This is a genomic window from Streptococcus cristatus ATCC 51100 (assembly GCF_011612585.1).
GTDB lineage: Bacteria > Bacillota > Bacilli > Lactobacillales > Streptococcaceae > Streptococcus > Streptococcus cristatus_H.
This window is the reverse complement of record NZ_CP050133.1, coordinates 1,883,670-1,899,650: the sequence shown is the minus strand read 5'-3', so window position 1 is coordinate 1,899,650 and position 15,981 is coordinate 1,883,670. Positions and strand designations below refer to the sequence as shown.

20 protein-coding genes are annotated in these 15,981 nt (G+C 44.4%); 18 read left to right on the top strand and 2 right to left on the bottom strand.

Going from position 1 to position 15,981, the window contains the following annotated elements; translation table 11 throughout:
- The first annotated feature begins 147 nt into the window (after positions 1–147).
- From HBA50_RS09385 to HBA50_RS09340, 9 genes are all read left to right on the top strand, one after another.
- Complete coding sequence (locus tag HBA50_RS09385; RefSeq protein WP_243746224.1) at positions 148–1,044, top strand: hypothetical protein; 897 nt, start codon at positions 148–150, stop codon at positions 1,042–1,044.
- A 134-nt stretch (positions 1,045–1,178) separates the two neighbouring features.
- Complete coding sequence (locus tag HBA50_RS09380; protein WP_045498116.1) at positions 1,179–1,886, top strand: ABC transporter ATP-binding protein; 708 nt, start codon at positions 1,179–1,181, stop codon at positions 1,884–1,886.
- 1 nt (position 1,887) lies between these two features.
- A complete protein-coding gene (locus tag HBA50_RS09375) occupies positions 1,888–2,676 on the top strand; it encodes a lantibiotic ABC transporter permease (RefSeq protein WP_045498113.1) in 789 nt (262 codons plus the stop codon).
- Positions 2,676–3,398: a lantibiotic ABC transporter permease gene (locus HBA50_RS09370; protein ID WP_045498111.1), complete on the top strand. Its 723-nt coding sequence runs from the start codon at positions 2,676–2,678 to the stop codon at positions 3,396–3,398. The genes HBA50_RS09375 and HBA50_RS09370 overlap by 1 nt, the downstream gene beginning before the upstream one ends.
- Before the next feature lie 12 nt (positions 3,399–3,410).
- Positions 3,411–4,109: a response regulator transcription factor gene (locus HBA50_RS09365; protein WP_045498108.1), complete on the top strand. Its 699-nt coding sequence runs from the start codon at positions 3,411–3,413 to the stop codon at positions 4,107–4,109.
- Entirely contained in the window at positions 4,076–5,113 is a 1,038-nt protein-coding gene (locus HBA50_RS09360; protein WP_045498106.1) for a sensor histidine kinase, read from the top strand. Before HBA50_RS09365 ends, HBA50_RS09360 begins: the two co-directional genes overlap by 34 nt.
- 296 nt (positions 5,114–5,409) lie before the next feature.
- Positions 5,410–5,613 carry a helix-turn-helix transcriptional regulator gene (locus HBA50_RS09350; RefSeq protein WP_045498104.1) on the top strand — a complete coding sequence of 68 codons (204 nt, stop codon included), beginning with the start codon at positions 5,410–5,412 and terminating at the stop codon, positions 5,611–5,613.
- The gene (locus tag HBA50_RS09345; protein ID WP_142322420.1) at positions 5,610–5,774 is read left to right on the top strand and encodes a hypothetical protein; all 165 of its coding nucleotides are present in this window, start codon (positions 5,610–5,612) and stop codon (positions 5,772–5,774) included. Before HBA50_RS09350 ends, HBA50_RS09345 begins: the two co-directional genes overlap by 4 nt.
- A 9-nt stretch (positions 5,775–5,783) precedes the next feature.
- Positions 5,784–6,218, top strand: coding sequence for a DUF2178 domain-containing protein (locus HBA50_RS09340; RefSeq protein ID WP_045498101.1), 435 nt, complete (start codon positions 5,784–5,786; stop codon positions 6,216–6,218).
- Between the two features lie 54 nt (positions 6,219–6,272).
- Here HBA50_RS09340 and HBA50_RS09335 read toward each other — a convergent pair whose 3' ends face one another.
- Positions 6,273–7,757 carry a DUF1846 domain-containing protein gene (locus HBA50_RS09335; protein WP_005591255.1) on the bottom strand — a complete coding sequence of 495 codons (1,485 nt, stop codon included), beginning with the start codon at positions 7,755–7,757 and terminating at the stop codon, positions 6,273–6,275.
- 119 nt (positions 7,758–7,876) lie between these two features.
- Complete coding sequence (pepA, locus tag HBA50_RS09330) at positions 7,877–8,941, bottom strand: glutamyl aminopeptidase (RefSeq protein ID WP_045498098.1); 1,065 nt, start codon at positions 8,939–8,941, stop codon at positions 7,877–7,879.
- 126 nt (positions 8,942–9,067) lie between these two features.
- Between pepA and HBA50_RS09325 the strand changes: the two genes are divergently transcribed.
- The 9 genes from HBA50_RS09325 to HBA50_RS09285 all read left to right on the top strand — a co-directional run bounded on the left by HBA50_RS09325 (position 9,068) and on the right by HBA50_RS09285 (position 15,973).
- On the top strand, positions 9,068–9,352 hold the full coding sequence (locus HBA50_RS09325; protein WP_045498095.1) for a DUF4651 domain-containing protein: 285 nt from the start codon (positions 9,068–9,070) through the stop codon (positions 9,350–9,352).
- Positions 9,352–9,666, top strand: coding sequence for a thioredoxin family protein (locus tag HBA50_RS09320; protein WP_005591252.1), 315 nt, complete (start codon positions 9,352–9,354; stop codon positions 9,664–9,666). Before HBA50_RS09325 ends, HBA50_RS09320 begins: the two co-directional genes overlap by 1 nt.
- Positions 9,667–9,696: 30 nt before the next feature.
- On the top strand, positions 9,697–10,323 hold the full coding sequence (ytpR, locus tag HBA50_RS09315; RefSeq protein ID WP_045498090.1) for a YtpR family tRNA-binding protein: 627 nt from the start codon (positions 9,697–9,699) through the stop codon (positions 10,321–10,323).
- Positions 10,324–10,364: 41 nt separating this feature from the next.
- Positions 10,365–11,126 carry an SDR family NAD(P)-dependent oxidoreductase gene (locus tag HBA50_RS09310; protein WP_037586376.1) on the top strand — a complete coding sequence of 254 codons (762 nt, stop codon included), beginning with the start codon at positions 10,365–10,367 and terminating at the stop codon, positions 11,124–11,126.
- 78 nt (positions 11,127–11,204) lie between these two features.
- Positions 11,205–11,600: a single-stranded DNA-binding protein gene (locus tag HBA50_RS09305; RefSeq protein ID WP_015604291.1), complete on the top strand. Its 396-nt coding sequence runs from the start codon at positions 11,205–11,207 to the stop codon at positions 11,598–11,600.
- A 301-nt stretch (positions 11,601–11,901) separates the two neighbouring features.
- On the top strand, positions 11,902–12,042 hold the full coding sequence (locus HBA50_RS09300) for a hypothetical protein (protein ID WP_166492642.1): 141 nt from the start codon (positions 11,902–11,904) through the stop codon (positions 12,040–12,042).
- A gap of 274 nt (positions 12,043–12,316) precedes the next feature.
- On the top strand, positions 12,317–14,536 hold the full coding sequence (locus HBA50_RS09295; protein ID WP_045498084.1) for a RelA/SpoT family protein: 2,220 nt from the start codon (positions 12,317–12,319) through the stop codon (positions 14,534–14,536).
- 45 nt (positions 14,537–14,581) lie between these two features.
- A complete protein-coding gene (gene dtd / locus HBA50_RS09290; RefSeq protein WP_045498082.1) occupies positions 14,582–15,025 on the top strand; it encodes a D-aminoacyl-tRNA deacylase in 444 nt (147 codons plus the stop codon).
- A 357-nt stretch (positions 15,026–15,382) separates the two neighbouring features.
- Entirely contained in the window at positions 15,383–15,973 is a 591-nt protein-coding gene (locus tag HBA50_RS09285; protein ID WP_045498080.1) for a CDP-archaeol synthase, read from the top strand.
- Positions 15,974–15,981: the final 8 nt, after the last annotated feature.

Below are 15,981 nucleotides of genomic sequence, written 5' to 3'. Positions count from 1 at the left end.
CGGATTGCAGAGTTTATCTAAGACAGGAAGTTTCTCTTATGTAGATTGGCAAACGACGGATTCTAAGTACTTTTCAAATTTAGTAGGATCTAATACAACGTTTTGATATAAGGGGATGAGACGATGAGATATAGATATTGGATTGGGATGATTGTAACAATTTCTTTTATAGTTCTTGGAGTCGTTTATTTTCATCAGAGCTCTTCAGAAAAAGAATCTGAACCCAAAATTATTAAATCAGTAAATGAATTGGATATAAATAAAATTAAAGTGCTAGGGGATGAAAAGAAATACATTCTTTCTGGTGCTGATACAGTTTTAGTTGGAGGACGGTATCTTTTTGGTAGAAGCTACAAGGAAAGAGAATTGAAAGATTCTAAGAGCACAAATACAGAATTTATTAGTTTTTCTTACTATGATTTAGATACTCAGAAAGCCTCTACGGTCAATGTGTTAGAAAAGGTTCGAAAAAAGAATAAAAAAAATGAAGTTATACGTATTGGGCTTCCTACATTTGGGGGACCAGCCTATAAAGATACTATTTATATTGAGGTGCTAGAAGCTGGAAAACCTATCTCCGAAGTGGAAAAACTTTACTATAATCTAGGAAAGGAAGACTATTATAGTCCGACTGATTCAGATAGAATTCCTAGCACAGAGGACCTAGATAATGTTACACTTTCTTTAACTAATCTAATTGATTGTATCTCTGAACGAGGATACTACTATTCAGCTAATTATCGAAGTATTATTAACTCTAGTAATGGGAAACCTGATTCTAACATCAACTTATTCAGTATATTCCCTAATATAGAGAAGGGGATAATTAAAGGAGATGAAAAGTTATCCATGCGTTATGATCGAATGGGGAATGCAGAGGTCTTCGATACACTCCTTCATTGGTTTGCGCCTAAGGGAGAGGAAACTTTGTCTGGGGTTAAAATCAAAGCTGACTATTCTGTAGATGGTCAAGAACATGAGATTCACTCTTATAAAGAGTTTAAACAATACTATAATGGAAAGGGTGGTGAGATAAGTGAGTAAGTCAAGAAAAGAAATTCATATTGAGAAAACTGGAATTATAGAAAAGAAACTTGTCGCAAGGCAAGTTTTTTTATTGTCTGAACTTTCTCTGAACTTGCCCCTGTATACTAAAGAAAAATCAAAAGGAGTTCAGTATGGAACATATGGTGAAAATAGAAGGGGTCTGCAAAAAGCATGGCAGCAAGCAGATTTTAAAAGATATTTCTTTTACAGCTAGAAGCGGTCGTATTACAGCTTTTCTGGGTCCAAATGGTGCTGGTAAAAGTTCGACCTTGAGGATTCTCTTGGGATTAGATCGGGCGACGTCTGGGACTGCGACTTTTGATGGGCAAACCTATCAGTCAATGACCTATCCGCTCAGAACAGTAGGTGCAGCCTTTGACGGCATTGGCGGTCTGCCCAATCGAAAGGTCTATGACCACTTGAGGATTATTGCGGCGAGTAATGCTATTTCCAAGTCTCGGATCGATGAGGTTTTGGAGATGACTGGAATCGCTCATAAGAGGAAGGACCTTTTGTCAAGCCTGTCTCTGGGGGAAGGTCAACGCTTGGGTTTGGCAGCAGCTTTGCTGGGTGATCCTCAGTTTCTTATATTAGATGAGCCGACTAATGGACTAGATCCAAGTGGGATTAAGTGGTTTAGAAAGTTCATCCGTCAGCAGGCTGATTTAGGGAAAACGGTACTTCTATCATCCCACATCCTGTCAGAGGTGCAAATGGTGACAGATGATGTCGTCTTGATTCATCATGGGCGAATTATTGAGCAGGGACAATTGGAAGAGGTGCTGCAAGATTCAGACAGCCTAGAAGATCTCTTCTTTGATTTGACAGAGGAGGTTTAAAATGAAAGAAACGATGTCTTTATTGCATTCAGAATGGTTGAAAATCTGTTCAACCAAGGCTTTCAGAGTGAGTATGGCCTTCATGCTGCTATTGGTGCCTGCCGTATCCTGGCTGGAGGGCCGACAGTATTTATCTATTGGCTTGGATGCCACCCCTGAGACAGTTCCCGGTCTGGCAGAAGCCATTGACCCGTTGGAATATCTAGGCCTCAATGGTGCCTCTATGGCAGGCATGGTTTTGGTCATCTTAGCTGGAATTTTGGGAGCTATGGAATTTAAGTCTCATAGCTTGAGAACCAGTCTTTTATCCTGTAATAACCGCCTGAAGCTGCTTGTCGGAAAACTCATGACCTTCACTTACTTTTCTCTTGCCAGTAGCTTTTTATCAATCTACTTTAGTTATATGGTCATGCATCTGGCTTTAGGAAGGGAAGGGCTTGATCCGATTCTGCTCAATCAGGCAGCTTGGAGTTTGATTTTGTGGAAAACCTTATCTCTAACTCTATTGGGAATCCTTTCATTTTTGTTAGGTTTATTGGCTCGGACCATGCTGGTTTCTCTGCTTTTTCTTGTACCCCAGATATATAATCTGGGAAACTACCTGGCAGCTCACACGAGTTGGGGAGCTTATCTGCCACAGCCAGCAGGAGAGTTGTTTACTGCAACGCCAACTTCCCAATATGCTAACAATCCCTTGCAAGGACTATTGATACTAGGCGCATGGTTACTAGTCATCGGCGGCATGACCTCTCTGCGCTTTTTGAAGACGGATTTAGGAGGGCGATACTGATGATAATAGCTCTGCTTAAAAGTGAATGGATTAAGTTCCGTTCTTACTATCTCGCTCTTGGTGCAGCCTTGGTGGCTCTGGTAGCTGTTCCATTTTTTCTAATGAATCTTGACTACAGTCAGACAGCAGTTGGCCAGACGAAGGCTCTGAGCGAGGTTTTGCATGCCCTCTATCTGGCGCAGCCTGTCATTGTCATCTTTACTTCCCTTTATTTTGCCCAGGAGTTTGTCAAGTCTGGGATGCGAACGAATTTTCTAACCGTATCAAATAGAAGGGCTTGGTTGGCTGGGAAAATCTCATTTTTGAGCTTATTGCTCTTGGTTCTCTATAGTGTCATTATAAGTAGCTGTTTCCTTGTTATGCTGGCTCGTTTTGACCTGGACTTTAGCTGGTCCTTACTGGGGAAATTCCTTTATTACAGCTCTTTTGGTCTTCTCAGTAATCTTTTTCTGGCTTTTTTAGCTGCTGGACTCGCTTTGCTATTTCAATCTTGGGTTGTGCCGGTATCGGTGCTCTTTCCTCTCTTGATTGGTCTCAGCCGTTTATTGGCAACTTTTATCAAGGAAGCAAAATACCTGCCCGATCTGGCTACCCTCAATCTTTTTGAGTATGAAGGCCTTCAGCATTCAATAGATCTATCAGGGCTGGGAACACAGCTGTTCTGGCTAGCTTTGGTTTGGGGCTCTGCTATATTCTTAACCTTGAAACGAGATGTTCGCTAGAGGTATGCTATAATGGAAATTATGAGACAGTATCGTATTTTGGTGGTTGATGACGACCGGAGCATTTTGAAGCTGGTGAAAAACGTCCTAGAGCTTGATGCTTATGATGTGACGACGCTTGATCGGATAGAAGAGCTAGAGCTGACGCATTTTGTCGGATATGACTTGATTCTGCTGGATGTGATGATGGAGCCTGTTAATGGTTTTGAGCTGTGTTCCTATATTCGTCCTCATTTTTCGTGTCCCATCATCTTTCTGACGGCCAAGGAGTTGGAGGCGGACAAAGTGGAAGGGCTCTTTCGCGGAGCAGATGACTATATTGTCAAACCTTTTGGGACCAAAGAATTGCTGGCGCGTGTCAGAGCTCATCTTCGGCGGGAGGAAAGACGGGAGGAGCGCTATTCTGAGATTGCTTCTTGTCAATTTTATCCAGAGCGCTATGAAGTTGCCTGTTTTGGTAAAGTCTTGAAATTTTCAGAGCGAGAGTTTAAGTTGCTGCATTTACTAGCTAGCAATCCCAAGCAGACCTTTTCAGCTGAACGCCTGCATACCTTGCTTTATCCAGAAAGCTCAGAAACACAGCTTCGCTCCATCTCAGAATATGTGTATCAGATTCGTCAAAAATGCAAACAAGAAGGGCTGCAAGCAATCGCAACAGTGAGAGGAGTAGGCTATAGATGGCAATTAGAACCCGAAATTTCAAAAGCCTAGTCTGGACAACAAGTTTAAAAATCGTCTTTTTTCATGTTTTGATTTTTGTGCTTATAGGTTATGAATTTACACAAGGCAGCGATTATGCCCTTTTCACCTTGTTCTTTTGGGCAGGGAGCTTGCTGCTGATTACTTTTTATCATATTTTGAAATTGCTCCGAAAAATCGACAGGGAAATAAAAATGCTAAAGAGCGAGAAGCTTTTAGAAGAAAATCAAAGCAAGCTTTTTCGGATTGAGGAAATGCTAGAAGTCTATAGGGATTTACGGAGCAGCCACCAAGAAAATGCTCGTCTTCTAGAAAGAGAGCAGCAGCATAATCAGGAGTTGATTTTACAGCTATCAGCGACATCGCACGATTTGAAGACGCCCCTAACTGTGATTAAAGGGAACGCTGAGCTCTTGGAATTGGCGCAGTTGGGCCATCCACAGGCAGACTATGCTGCTGAGATTTTGCAGGCTAGTCACAAGATGGAAGAGTATTGTGGCTCTTTGATTGATTACGCTAAGACTTTTCAGATTGATGCTAATCAGTTTAGTCAGCTTTCCTTAAGGGACTTTTTGGCTGATCTACAGGACGACTGGGCACTGTTCAGCAAACAGGAAAGCTATCGTTTTTATCTCCAAGAAGATTGCGATCTTAGTCTGATTTTGTCGATTCATTTGGACTATCTCAAGCGGGCTTTACTCAATATCTTACTAAATGCGCTTGAACATGCTGACCAAGACCAAAAAGAAGTCAAGCTGACGGTATCAGTACAGCAGGACCAGTTGGTTTTTGCTATCTGGAACAATGGCCCTGCATTTTCAGAGGAGATGCTGCTGGGAGCGGAACAGCTCTTTTATCAGAGTGACCAAAGTCGCAATTCAGCTAATCCCCATCATGGAATCGGCTTAGCCTTTTCTAAGCAGGTCGCTCTCTTGCATGGTGGTCGTTTGACCCTGCTCAATCCAGACCAAGGAGGAGCTTGTGTCAAGTTGACTGTGGCTTTAAAAAGCAAATAACAAAGGAAGTCAATAAAGATGATAAAAGAGAGTGGGACAGAAATCGGTAATTCGTTAGAATTCGATTTCGTCGTCCCACCTCCGCACAGTTGAGTAGGGCTGTAAAAGCTGATGAAATCAGCGTAATAGAGCCCACTCAACCACTGCGTCTTGCTCGACAATCCAGAGACAATTGAGAGGCTAGGACTTTTGTCCCAGCCTCTTTTTTGCCGCTTTCTTCTTGACAAAAGATGTAAAGGAGACTATACTATGTTTGAAAAGTAAAGGCCGTTTTACATCATAAAAAGGGGGAAGCCTTGGAAAATCGAATTCAAGAATTACGAAAAAGAAAAAAGCTCAGCCAGGAGGAGCTGGCTGAGAAGCTAGAGGTCACGAGACAAACGATTATTTCTTTGGAAAAAGGCCGCTACAATGCCTCACTACTTTTGGCTCATAAAATTGCATCCTTTTTCAATTTAAGGATTGAAGAAGTGTTTCTCTTTGGGGAGGATGAATCATGAAATGGACTTATTTGTGTAAATGGATATTGGCTATTTTGGTGGTTGTTGGCTTGTCTTACCTCCATTTGCAAGCCAATCTTATCCCTAAGGAAATCCTGCCTTTTGTGGGGCTTATATTGATTGTGGTGATCTTGAAAACTTTTCAAGCGTATGAAAAATAGGAGGCTGACATGGAAATAGTAACTAAACAAGAATTTCGGAAAAAACTTCAAAGGAAGGTTATCATCGGCCGCATCCTAATCCTAGTCCTCTGGCTGGGGCTGGGATGGAGCTACGTTCATTCTCTGGATGATTTAGAGGAAGGCATTATGGTTGGTCTGCTTCTGGGGCTTTCCTTGATGGTTCTGCGTTATAATCTTACCTTGAAACGGGAGGAAGCTTTTAATAGGCTCTACATTCAGGTGACGGATGAACGCAATCGGATGATTGACGAAAAGACTCGCACTCTGCTGTTTGATATCCTTTTGCTACTGGCAGCGTGCTTGAGCGTTTTGTCCATGGTTTTCCCAATCATCTTAAGTCTCAATCAGTTTCTGACTTTGACCATTATCCTGGTTTTGGGACTTTACTACCTCTTACGTTTTCTCCTGTCCAAGCGCTATTAACAAAAAAAGCTGGCAGGACCAGCTTTCTAAACAAGCTTTTAACAGAGCTTGTTTTTATTTTCTATAAAGGCGATCATACTGATGAACAGGATCCATAGTTACATGGATGCCGAGTTTGCGCAGGACATTTTTGTCTTCATCTGTCAGCATTACGGTTGAATGAGCTTCGCTGCCCTTGAGATTTCCAAGCTCTTGCATGGCTTGTGCAGCGTCTTGATTTTCCATGGCTGTGATTGCCAGAGCCATCAAGATTTCGTTTGAGTGGAGGCGCGGATTGCGGCTGCCCAAATGATTGATTTTCAGACCTTGGATTGGTTTAACGTACTCGGGTTCAATCAGCTTGGTTTCTTTGGCAATATTGGCTAATTTTTTAATGGCATTGATCAATACAGCAGCCGTAGGACCAAAGAGTTCAGAAGTTTTACCAGTTACGATTTCGCCATTTGGCAATTCCAAAGCAAGAGCTGGTTCGCCAGTGCTTTCAGCCTTGGCACGCGCAGCAACGGTTACTTTACGATCCAGTGGTGTGATGCCCAAGTCATTCATCAAGAGTTCGATTTTCTTGATAGCAGATTCAGAAACGCGCTCTGCCTTGAAGTCTAGAATCGTCTGGTAGTAGCGACGGATGATTTCCTGTTGAGAAGCCTCGATAGCCGCATCATTATCTACAATGGCAAAGCCGACCATGTTGACGCCCATGTCTGTTGGAGAAGCATAAGGTGATTTGCCTAGGATGCGCTCCAGCATACGCTTAAGGACTGGGAAAATTTCGATATCACGGTTGTAGTTGACAGTGGTTTCGCCGTAGGTTTGCAGGTGGAAAGGGTCAATCATGTTGACATCGTCCAGGTCTGCCGTCGCTGCCTCATAAGCTAGATTGACCGGATGGTGCAGGGGCAGATTCCAAACTGGGAAGGTCTCAAACTTGGCGTAGCCTGATTTGATGCCATTGATTTGGTCGTGGTACATATTGGACAAGCAAGTAGCTAATTTACCAGAACCAGGACCAGGTGCGGTCACTACGACTAGATTACGACTGGTCTTGATGTAGTCGTTCTTACCCATTCCCTCAGGTGAGATGATATGGTCCATATCAGTAGGATAGCCCTTGATTGGATAGTGGATATAGGAGTCAATTCCGTTCTTTTCTAGCTGAGCGCGGAAGAGATCAGCTGCTGGCTGGCCAGAATACTGGGTAATGACCACTGAGCCCACATAAATATCCAGCTCATTAAAGGTATCGATTAGGCGCAGCACTTCTTGGTCATAGGAAATGCCCAAGTCCCCACGTGCTTTAGAGTGTTCGATGTTATTGGCATTGATGGCAATGACAATCTCCACTTGGTCCTTGAGCTCTTTGAGCAGTCTAATTTTATTGTCCGGCTCATAACCTGGCAAGACGCGGGCAGCATGGAAGTCTTCCAGCATTTTACCGCCGAATTCCATGTACAATTTGCCCTCAAATTGATTAATGCGCTCCAAGATATGGTCGCGCTGCAGGTTTAAGTATTTTTCTGAATCAAAAGCAATTTTTTTCATGTGTAGTTTCACCTCTGCTAAGCATTATAACAAAATTTTCTTCAAATTGGAAAATTAAAAGAGATTATATTATATAAAATAGATAGCAGCCCGAATGAAGAACGGGCTGCTTCTCGAAATCAGTAGTTGGTAATCGTGTCCACGGTTGAGCGATCCAGCTTTTTGACCAGCGCTTGCAGGAAGGCTTGGGCCTGCAGGAAATCGTCCATGGCATAGAGAGTTTGGTGGGAATGAATGTAGCGGGCGCAGACACCAATGGTGGTAGATGGTACGCCACCGCTTTGGAGATGGGCAGCACCAGCATCCGTTCCGCCCTTGCCGCAGTAGTATTGATACTTGATGCCAGCTTCTTCTGCGGTTGTCAAGAGGAAGTCCTTCATAGCTGGCAGCATGAGATGACCAGGATCAAAGAAGCGAATCAACGTTCCGTCACCGATGGCCCCCTGACCGCCGTAGATGTCGCCCGCTGGGGAGCAGTCCACAGCCAGGAAGACCTCAGGGGCAAATTTTGTCGTTGAAGCATGGGCACCACGCAGGCCAACCTCTTCTTGAACATTGGCGCCGACATAGAGTTGGTTGCCTAGTGGTTGACCAGACAAGGCTTGAGCCAATTCGCTGACCATAAGGACGCCGTAGCGGTTGTCCCAGGCTTTAGAGATGACACTTTTACCGTTAGCTGTGAGAATGGCAGAGCTGTCTGGCACGATCGTGTCTCCTGGACGGATGCCGTAGCTTTCAGCTTCTGCCTTATCTGCAAAGCCGCCGTCAAAGACAATGTCCGCAACCTGTGGCATAACTGGTCCGCCAGAACCACGTGTCAGATGAGGAGGGACAGAGCCTGAGATGACAGGGATTTCTCGGCCTTCGCGGGTAAAGAGTTTGAAGCGTTGGCTGCTCACGACTAGCGGATTCCAGCCACCGATTTCTACTACACGGAAAGTCCCGTCGGGCTTGATCTCGCTGACCATGAAGCCAACCTCGTCCATGTGAGCCGCAACCAGAACGCGGGGAGCATTTTCAGCTTGGGAATGCCGAACCCCGAAGATGCCGCCTAGGCCGTCGGTAACGACTTCATCGACGTGAGGAGTGATTTTTTCGCGCAGATAGCTGCGGACAGGTGCCTCGTGACCGGAGATTGCTGAGAACTCAGTCACTTCCTTGATTTTTGAAAATAAATCGGACATAAGTTTACCTTCTTTCTGATTCTATTTTATCACTTTTTTAGAGGGAAGAACAGGATGAACTAAAAGAAGCTGAGAAATCTGTAATATTGTTTGTCGCCTCTGCGCTTTTGTGTTAAAATATTCTACATGAAAGCTAAAAAAATCATTTTAACGACAACCGCTCTTTTGGGAGCAGGAGCTGTGGCCTTTGGAGCTGCCAAGCTTGTGCAGGAGCAGAAAAGACTGCGTAATAGAGAAGAAATTGTTCAGATCGTGCGGGAATTTTTTGCCAGCCGAGGACCGATTGCAACGGTCTATGTAGAACTTTATGAATCAAGCGACAGCCGTACAGTTGGAGGGGTTGTCCTAGAAGACGACCGCCATTTCACCTTCGTATATGAAAATGGTCAGCTGACCTATGAGGAAGAGTGATGATTCGGCCGCAAAGTATGGAAGAGCTAGCTTCTTATGTGGATCATAAGGGGAAGACTGTCTTCTTTTTTACAGCAGATTGGTGCGGAGACTGTCGCTTCATCAAGCCTTTTCTGCCAGAGATAGAAGCTGAAAATCCTGACTTCATCTTTATCGAGGTGGATCGGGATCGGTGTATGGCTGTGGCCCAAAAATGGGATGTTTATGGGATACCTAGTCTGGTTGTCGTGGAAGATGGACGAGAGATTGGTCGCTATGTCAATCGTGACCGCAAGACCAAGAGTCAAATCAATGATTTTTTAGCAAATTTGTAAGAAGTTTTAAAAGTATTTTTGGAGGAAGAAATGATTTTTACATATAACAAAGAGCATGTTGGAGATGTTCTCATGGTCATCGCTGCTGATGATCAGGGAGCTAAGTTGGCTGCTGAGCGCAAAGGAAATGTTGCGCGTGTTTACCGCGAAGATAATGTACAGACAGTAGCTTGGAACATTTTTGAACTATCAGATCTTTTTGAAATTACAGAGCGCGGACAGGTTCAGCTGACAGATGAGCAAGTTGCGATTCTCAACCAAGAATTGACCAAAGAAGGCTTCCAAGCGGAGCTGGTTAACGACCGTGTTCCTAAGTTTGTTGTAGGGGAAATCCTTGAGATGGTGGCCCATCCAGATAGTGACCACCTGAATATCTGCCAAGTGCAGGTGGCAGCTGATCAGACGGTTCAAATCGTGGCTGGTGCTCCGAATGCTCGTGTCGGACTCAAGACGATCGTGGCTTTATCTGGCGCTATGATGCCGAAGGGCAATCTCATCTTCCCAGGAGAACTCCGTGGCGAAAAGAGTTTTGGTATGATGTGCAGCCCACGGGAGCTCCAGCTGCCAAATGCGCCGCAAAAACGTGGGGTTATTGAATTATCAGAAGACCAAGTTGTCGGAACTCCATTTGACCCAGCCAAACACTGGACTGCCTAGGAAATTGTCAGTATTTGATAGACCAGATAGAGGGGGATAAGATGGCAAAAAATGTAGTGATTACAGGAGCGACATCTGGAATCGGTGAAGCCATTGCGCGAGCTTATCTGGAGCAGGGGGAGAATGTCGTTCTAACAGGGCGACGGACAGACAGACTGGAAGCCCTCAAATCAGAGTTTGCAGTAACCTATCCAAATCAAACAGTTTGGACTTTTCCACTGGATGTCACGGATATGGCTATGGTCAAGACTGTCTGCTCCGATATTTTGGAAACGATAAGGCAGATTGATATTTTGGTTAATAACGCTGGACTAGCTCTTGGCTTGGCTCCCTATCAAGACTATGAAGAATTGGATATGCTGACCATGTTGGATACCAATGTCAAAGGTTTGATGGCAGTCACTCGCTGTTTCTTGCCTTCTATGGTAGCAGCCAATCAAGGTCATATTATCAACATGGGATCAACCGCAGGAATCTATGCCTATGCAGGTGCAGCTGTCTATTCAGCCACCAAGGCAGCAGTTAAGACTTTTTCAGATGGACTGCGAATTGATACCATCGCAACGGACATCAAGGTGACAACTATTCAGCCTGGAATTGTCGAAACAGATTTTTCTAGAGTACGTTTCCACGGTGATAAAGAGAGGGCGGCGACGGTCTATCAGGGAATTGAGGCCTTGCAAGCTCAGGATATCGCAGACACGGTTGTTTATGTGACCAGTCAGCCCCGTCGTGTTCAGATTACAGATATGACCATTATGGCCAATCAACAGGCGACAGGTTTCATGGTTCATAAAAAGTAAAAAATTTCTGAGAAAAGTTACAAATTTCTGTAACTTTTTTTTGATTCCCTGCGAATAGATAAGTAGGAGGAAGAAAATATGTATAATAAAGTCATCATCATTGGCCGGCTGACGGCTACACCAGAGTTACACAAGACAGCAAATGATAAGTCGGTCGCGCGTGCGACAGTGGCGGTGAATCGCCGGTACAAGAGCCAAAACGGAGAGCGTGAAGCGGATTTTATCAATCTTGTTGTCTGGGGACGCTTGGCTGAAACCTTGGCAAGTTATGCTAGTAAGGGGAGTTTGATTTCTCTGGACGGAGAATTGCGGAGCCGCCGCTATGAAAAGGATGGAACCACTCATTATGTGACAGAAGTTCTTTGCAGCGGCTTTCAGCTTTTAGAAAGCCGAGCCCAGAGAGCACTCCGTGAGAATAATACTGGGGCAGATCTAGCAGATTTGGTGCTGGAAGAGGAGGAACTCCCTTTTTAAAAGTGGTTTTCTGGTCTTGAGTGTTCATGATAAAAGAGAAGAAAGTTAGGAAAGTGTTCCTAACTTTTTTGGTTAAAGGGTAAGTTTAGGTGTAGAAATGAGCAACGGAAGTAGCATCAAGCTTTACAAAATTGTCAGGGAAAATTGTTTTTATAAAGGGATTTCCATTGTTTTCCTATCTTAAATTTGGTATAATAAAGGTGAATCCGGAGGCAGGCTAGAAAGGAAAAAATCGGAAACGAAACAGCCGCTGATGGTCGCTTTGCACATTGTAGTTTGAAATAAGGAGAGGAGGTTTATCATGTCTTTGTCTACCTTATTTGAAGTATCAATAGCTATTTTGGGTGTGGTCTCTGCTGGTTACCTCATCTATGCCTATTATGAGTTTCTAAAAGATATAGCTCATATGGAGAAAGTACATCATTTTCATCACGGAGGTTGAGACAAAAGTGTCTCGACCTCGCTTTTTATTATAAAGAGATCCTTTAGGTTGCAGCCGCTTGCTCAATAGCCATCGATTGTTGTGCAGCTTTGCAGGGCTGGGACTGTTTATCGCTCTAGGAAAGTTTTTTAAGTCTTGGCTCAGAAACGAGGGAGGTAAGCTAAAACTTTGAAAACGCAGTTCTATTCTGCCACCGTACTTTTATTCTAGTCCTCTTGGTTTTCATATTGATTTAAAAATGTTAAAATAGTAGGCAAGAAAGCGGAGAGAATGCATGCCAAAAGAAGAAAATTTAACGGGGAATCAGGTTGTAGCCCTAACAAAAAAATATTTAGCTGCAGAGGATGTGGCTTTTGTTCAAAAAGCGTTGATTTATGCGATGGAATGTCATAGCGGGCAAACTCGTCAGTCGGGAGAGCCCTATATCGTCCATCCGATTCAGGTGGCGGGAATTTTAGCCAAGCTCAAGTTGGATGCTGTTTCAGTAGCCTGTGGTTTTTTGCATGATGTCGTAGAGGATACGGCGGCGACCTTGGACGATCTGGAGCGGGAATTCGGTCATGATGTGCGCGTGATTGTGGATGGTGTGACCAAGCTTGGGAAAGTCAAATACAAGTCTCACGAAGAACAGTTGGCGGAAAATCATCGCAAGATGCTCATGGCCATGTCAGAAGACCTTCGAGTGATCTTGGTCAAGCTGGCTGACCGTCTGCATAATATGCGTACTCTGAATCATTTACGGCCAGACAAGCAAGAGCGGATCTCGCAGGAAACTATGGAAATCTATGCTCCTCTGGCTCATCGTTTGGGGATTTCCAGTGTCAAATGGGAATTGGAAGACTTGTCTTTCCGTTATCTCAATCCAACGGAGTTTTATAAAATCTCCCACATGATGAAGGAGAAGCGTCGAGAGCGGGAGGCTCTGGTAGAGGAAGTTGTCCACAAGATTGAAACCTACGCGGGTGAGCGCAATCTGCATGGGAAGATTTATGGTCGTCCCAAGCATATTTACTCCATCTACCGCAAAATGCAGGACAAGAAGAAGCGATTTGATGAGATCTACGATCTGATTGCCATTCGTTGCATTTTGAGCACTCACAGTGATGTCTATGCCATGCTGGGCTACATCCATGAGCTTTGGAAACCCATGCCGGGGCGTTTCAAGGATTATATTGCCAATCGCAAGGCCAACGGCTACCAGTCCATCCATACGACCGTTTACGGTCCTAAAGGTCCGATTGAGTTTCAGATTCGGACCAAGGAAATGCACGAAGTGGCAGAATACGGGGTCGCTGCTCACTGGGCCTATAAAAAAGGAATTAAGGGTCAGGTTGACGGCAAGGAATCTGCCATCGGGATGAATTGGATCAAGGAATTGATGGAATTGCAGAATCAGTCTGGTGATGCCAAGGAGTTTGTTGATTCGGTTAAGGAAAGCTATCTGGCTGAGGAAATCTATGTCTTCACACCAGATGGAGCAGTGCGTTCTTTGCCTAAGGACTCAGGACCCATTGATTTTGCCTATGAGATCCATACTAAGGTTGGGGAGAAGGCGACAGGAGCTAAGGTCAATGGCCGCATGGTGCCGCTCAATACCAAGCTGAAGACTGGGGATCAGGTGGAAATCATCACCAATGCCAATTCCTTTGGACCGAGTCGTGACTGGCTTAATCTTGTCAAGACCAGCAAGGCTAGAAATAAAATCCGTCAGTTCTTTAAAAATCAAGACAAGGAGCTATCTATCTCTAAAGGACGGGAGCTCTTGCAGGCTCAATTTCAGGAGAATGGATATGTAGCCAATAAGTACATGGACAAGAAGCACATGGAAGAAGTGCTGCAAAAAACCAGCTATAAGACCGAAGAAGCGCTTTTTGCGGCAATTGGTTTCGGTGAGATCGGTGCCATTAGTATTTTCAACCGTCTGACAGAAAAAGAGCGCCGTGAGGAAGAGCGAGCCAAGGCTAGAGCAGAAGCAGAGGAATTGGTCAAGGGCGGCGAAGTCAAGGTCGAGAACAAAAAAGACACCCTCAAGGTCAAGCATGAAGGCGGTGTGGTCATTCAAGGAGCATCTGGTCTCCTCATTCGGATTGCCAAATGCTGTAATCCTGTACCGGGTGACGACATTGTCGGCTATATTACCAAGGGGCGCGGTGTGGCTATCCACCGGCAGGACTGCATGAATCTCAAGGCTCAGGAAAATTACGAACAGCGCTTGCTTGATGTGGAATGGGAAGAAAATAATTCGACTAAAGAGTATATAGCCCACATTGATATTTATGGTCTTAATCGGTCTGGCCTCCTTAACGATGTGCTGCAGGTGCTGTCCAATACCACCAAAAATATCTCAACGGTTAATGCCCAGCCAACTAAAGATATGAAATTTGCTAATATCCATGTTTCTTTTGGCATTGCCAACCTGTCCATGCTGACGACGGTGGTGGATAAGATTAAGAGTGTACCAGAGGTCTACTCGGTCAAACGGACCAATGGCTAAGTGCAAGCCTGTCAGAGTAGATAGTAGTCAGAAAAAGGAAAAGATATGAAAATTGTCATTCAGCGCGTCAAACGTGCTCAGGTCAGTATTGACCAGCAGCTGCACAACAGCATTGGACAAGGTCTCCTGCTCTTGGTAGGTGTCGGGCCTGATGATAGTCAGGAAGATATGGACTATGCGGTCAGGAAGATTGTCAATATGCGGATTTTTTCCGATGCGGAAGATAAGATGAATCTTTCTGTTCAAGATATTGGAGGGGAAATTCTTTCCATTTCCCAATTTACCCTCCATGCAGATACCAAAAAGGGAAATCGGCCAGCCTTTACAGGTGCAGCCAAGCCGGATATGGCTAGTCCCTTTTATGACATGTTTAACCAGCTGTTAGTTGAGCAAGTGCCAGTCAAGACGGGCGTGTTCGGAGCAGATATGCAGGTTGAATTGGTAAATGATGGACCAGTGACCATTCTGCTAGACACTAAAAATAGATGAAAGAATTGCGCGCCTTTTGAAGGTTAGTGGTTTACGACCAAGCAAAAATAGCTTACTTCTTTCTAGAGACAAGGAGCATTTCATAGGCTTCATAAGTAACTTTTAATAGACCAGATGCTGGTTTCCTTAGAAGTTCTTATGAGGCTTTTTGTGTGGTTTAAAGGCGATATTATTCTAATAGGCGGCTTTGGAGTTGATAAAGCGGAATGGCAGACATGGTTGCTCCTTGTCAGATGCGACAGATGTGTCGGGCTTATTGGAAAAGGGCTTTACGACTTATGGTATAATGATATATAAAAGTTTGAGGAATCTCTTGATTTTTCAGACTGATCTTCATAAAAAGAATAGGAAATAAGTATGCTCTCGATTCTTGCTTTATATATCACCCTGATGCCGGTCATTCTAGCTGGGGTTCTCAATATGATCTTTTGCAAGTCTTCACTGCTAGAGGCGGCTTATCGACCCATGGATGCTGGACTGGTTTTAAAGGACGGAAAGAGGCTGTTTGGGGCTAACAAGACCTGGAAAGGTTTCTTTGGCATGATTGTCTGGGGAGCTTTGGCTCAGATCCTTTGGGGCTTGCTCTTGAAGAGTCTTCCTAGTCTAGAGAAACTGCATTTAGTTTATGCCTTCTACGAAAATACCGTGCTGTTTAATCTGGTGCTTGGGGCTCTTTTGGGGCTGGCCTATGTTTTGTTTGAACTGCCCAATAGCTTTATCAAGCGCCGTTTGAAAATCAGAGAGGGCAAGACGGCGGAGAATGGCTGGAAATGGACATTTATCTGGATTGACCAGATTGATTCCTTGATTGGCTGTATTATTTTCTTGCTTTTCTATATCCCTCTGTCTTGGCAGCAGATGTTGGGCATTCTAATCCTAGGGGCGGGTACGCATCTGGGAGTCAATCGTCTGCTCTACTGGGCTAAGCTTAGAAAAAATCGTATGTGAGATGGGAG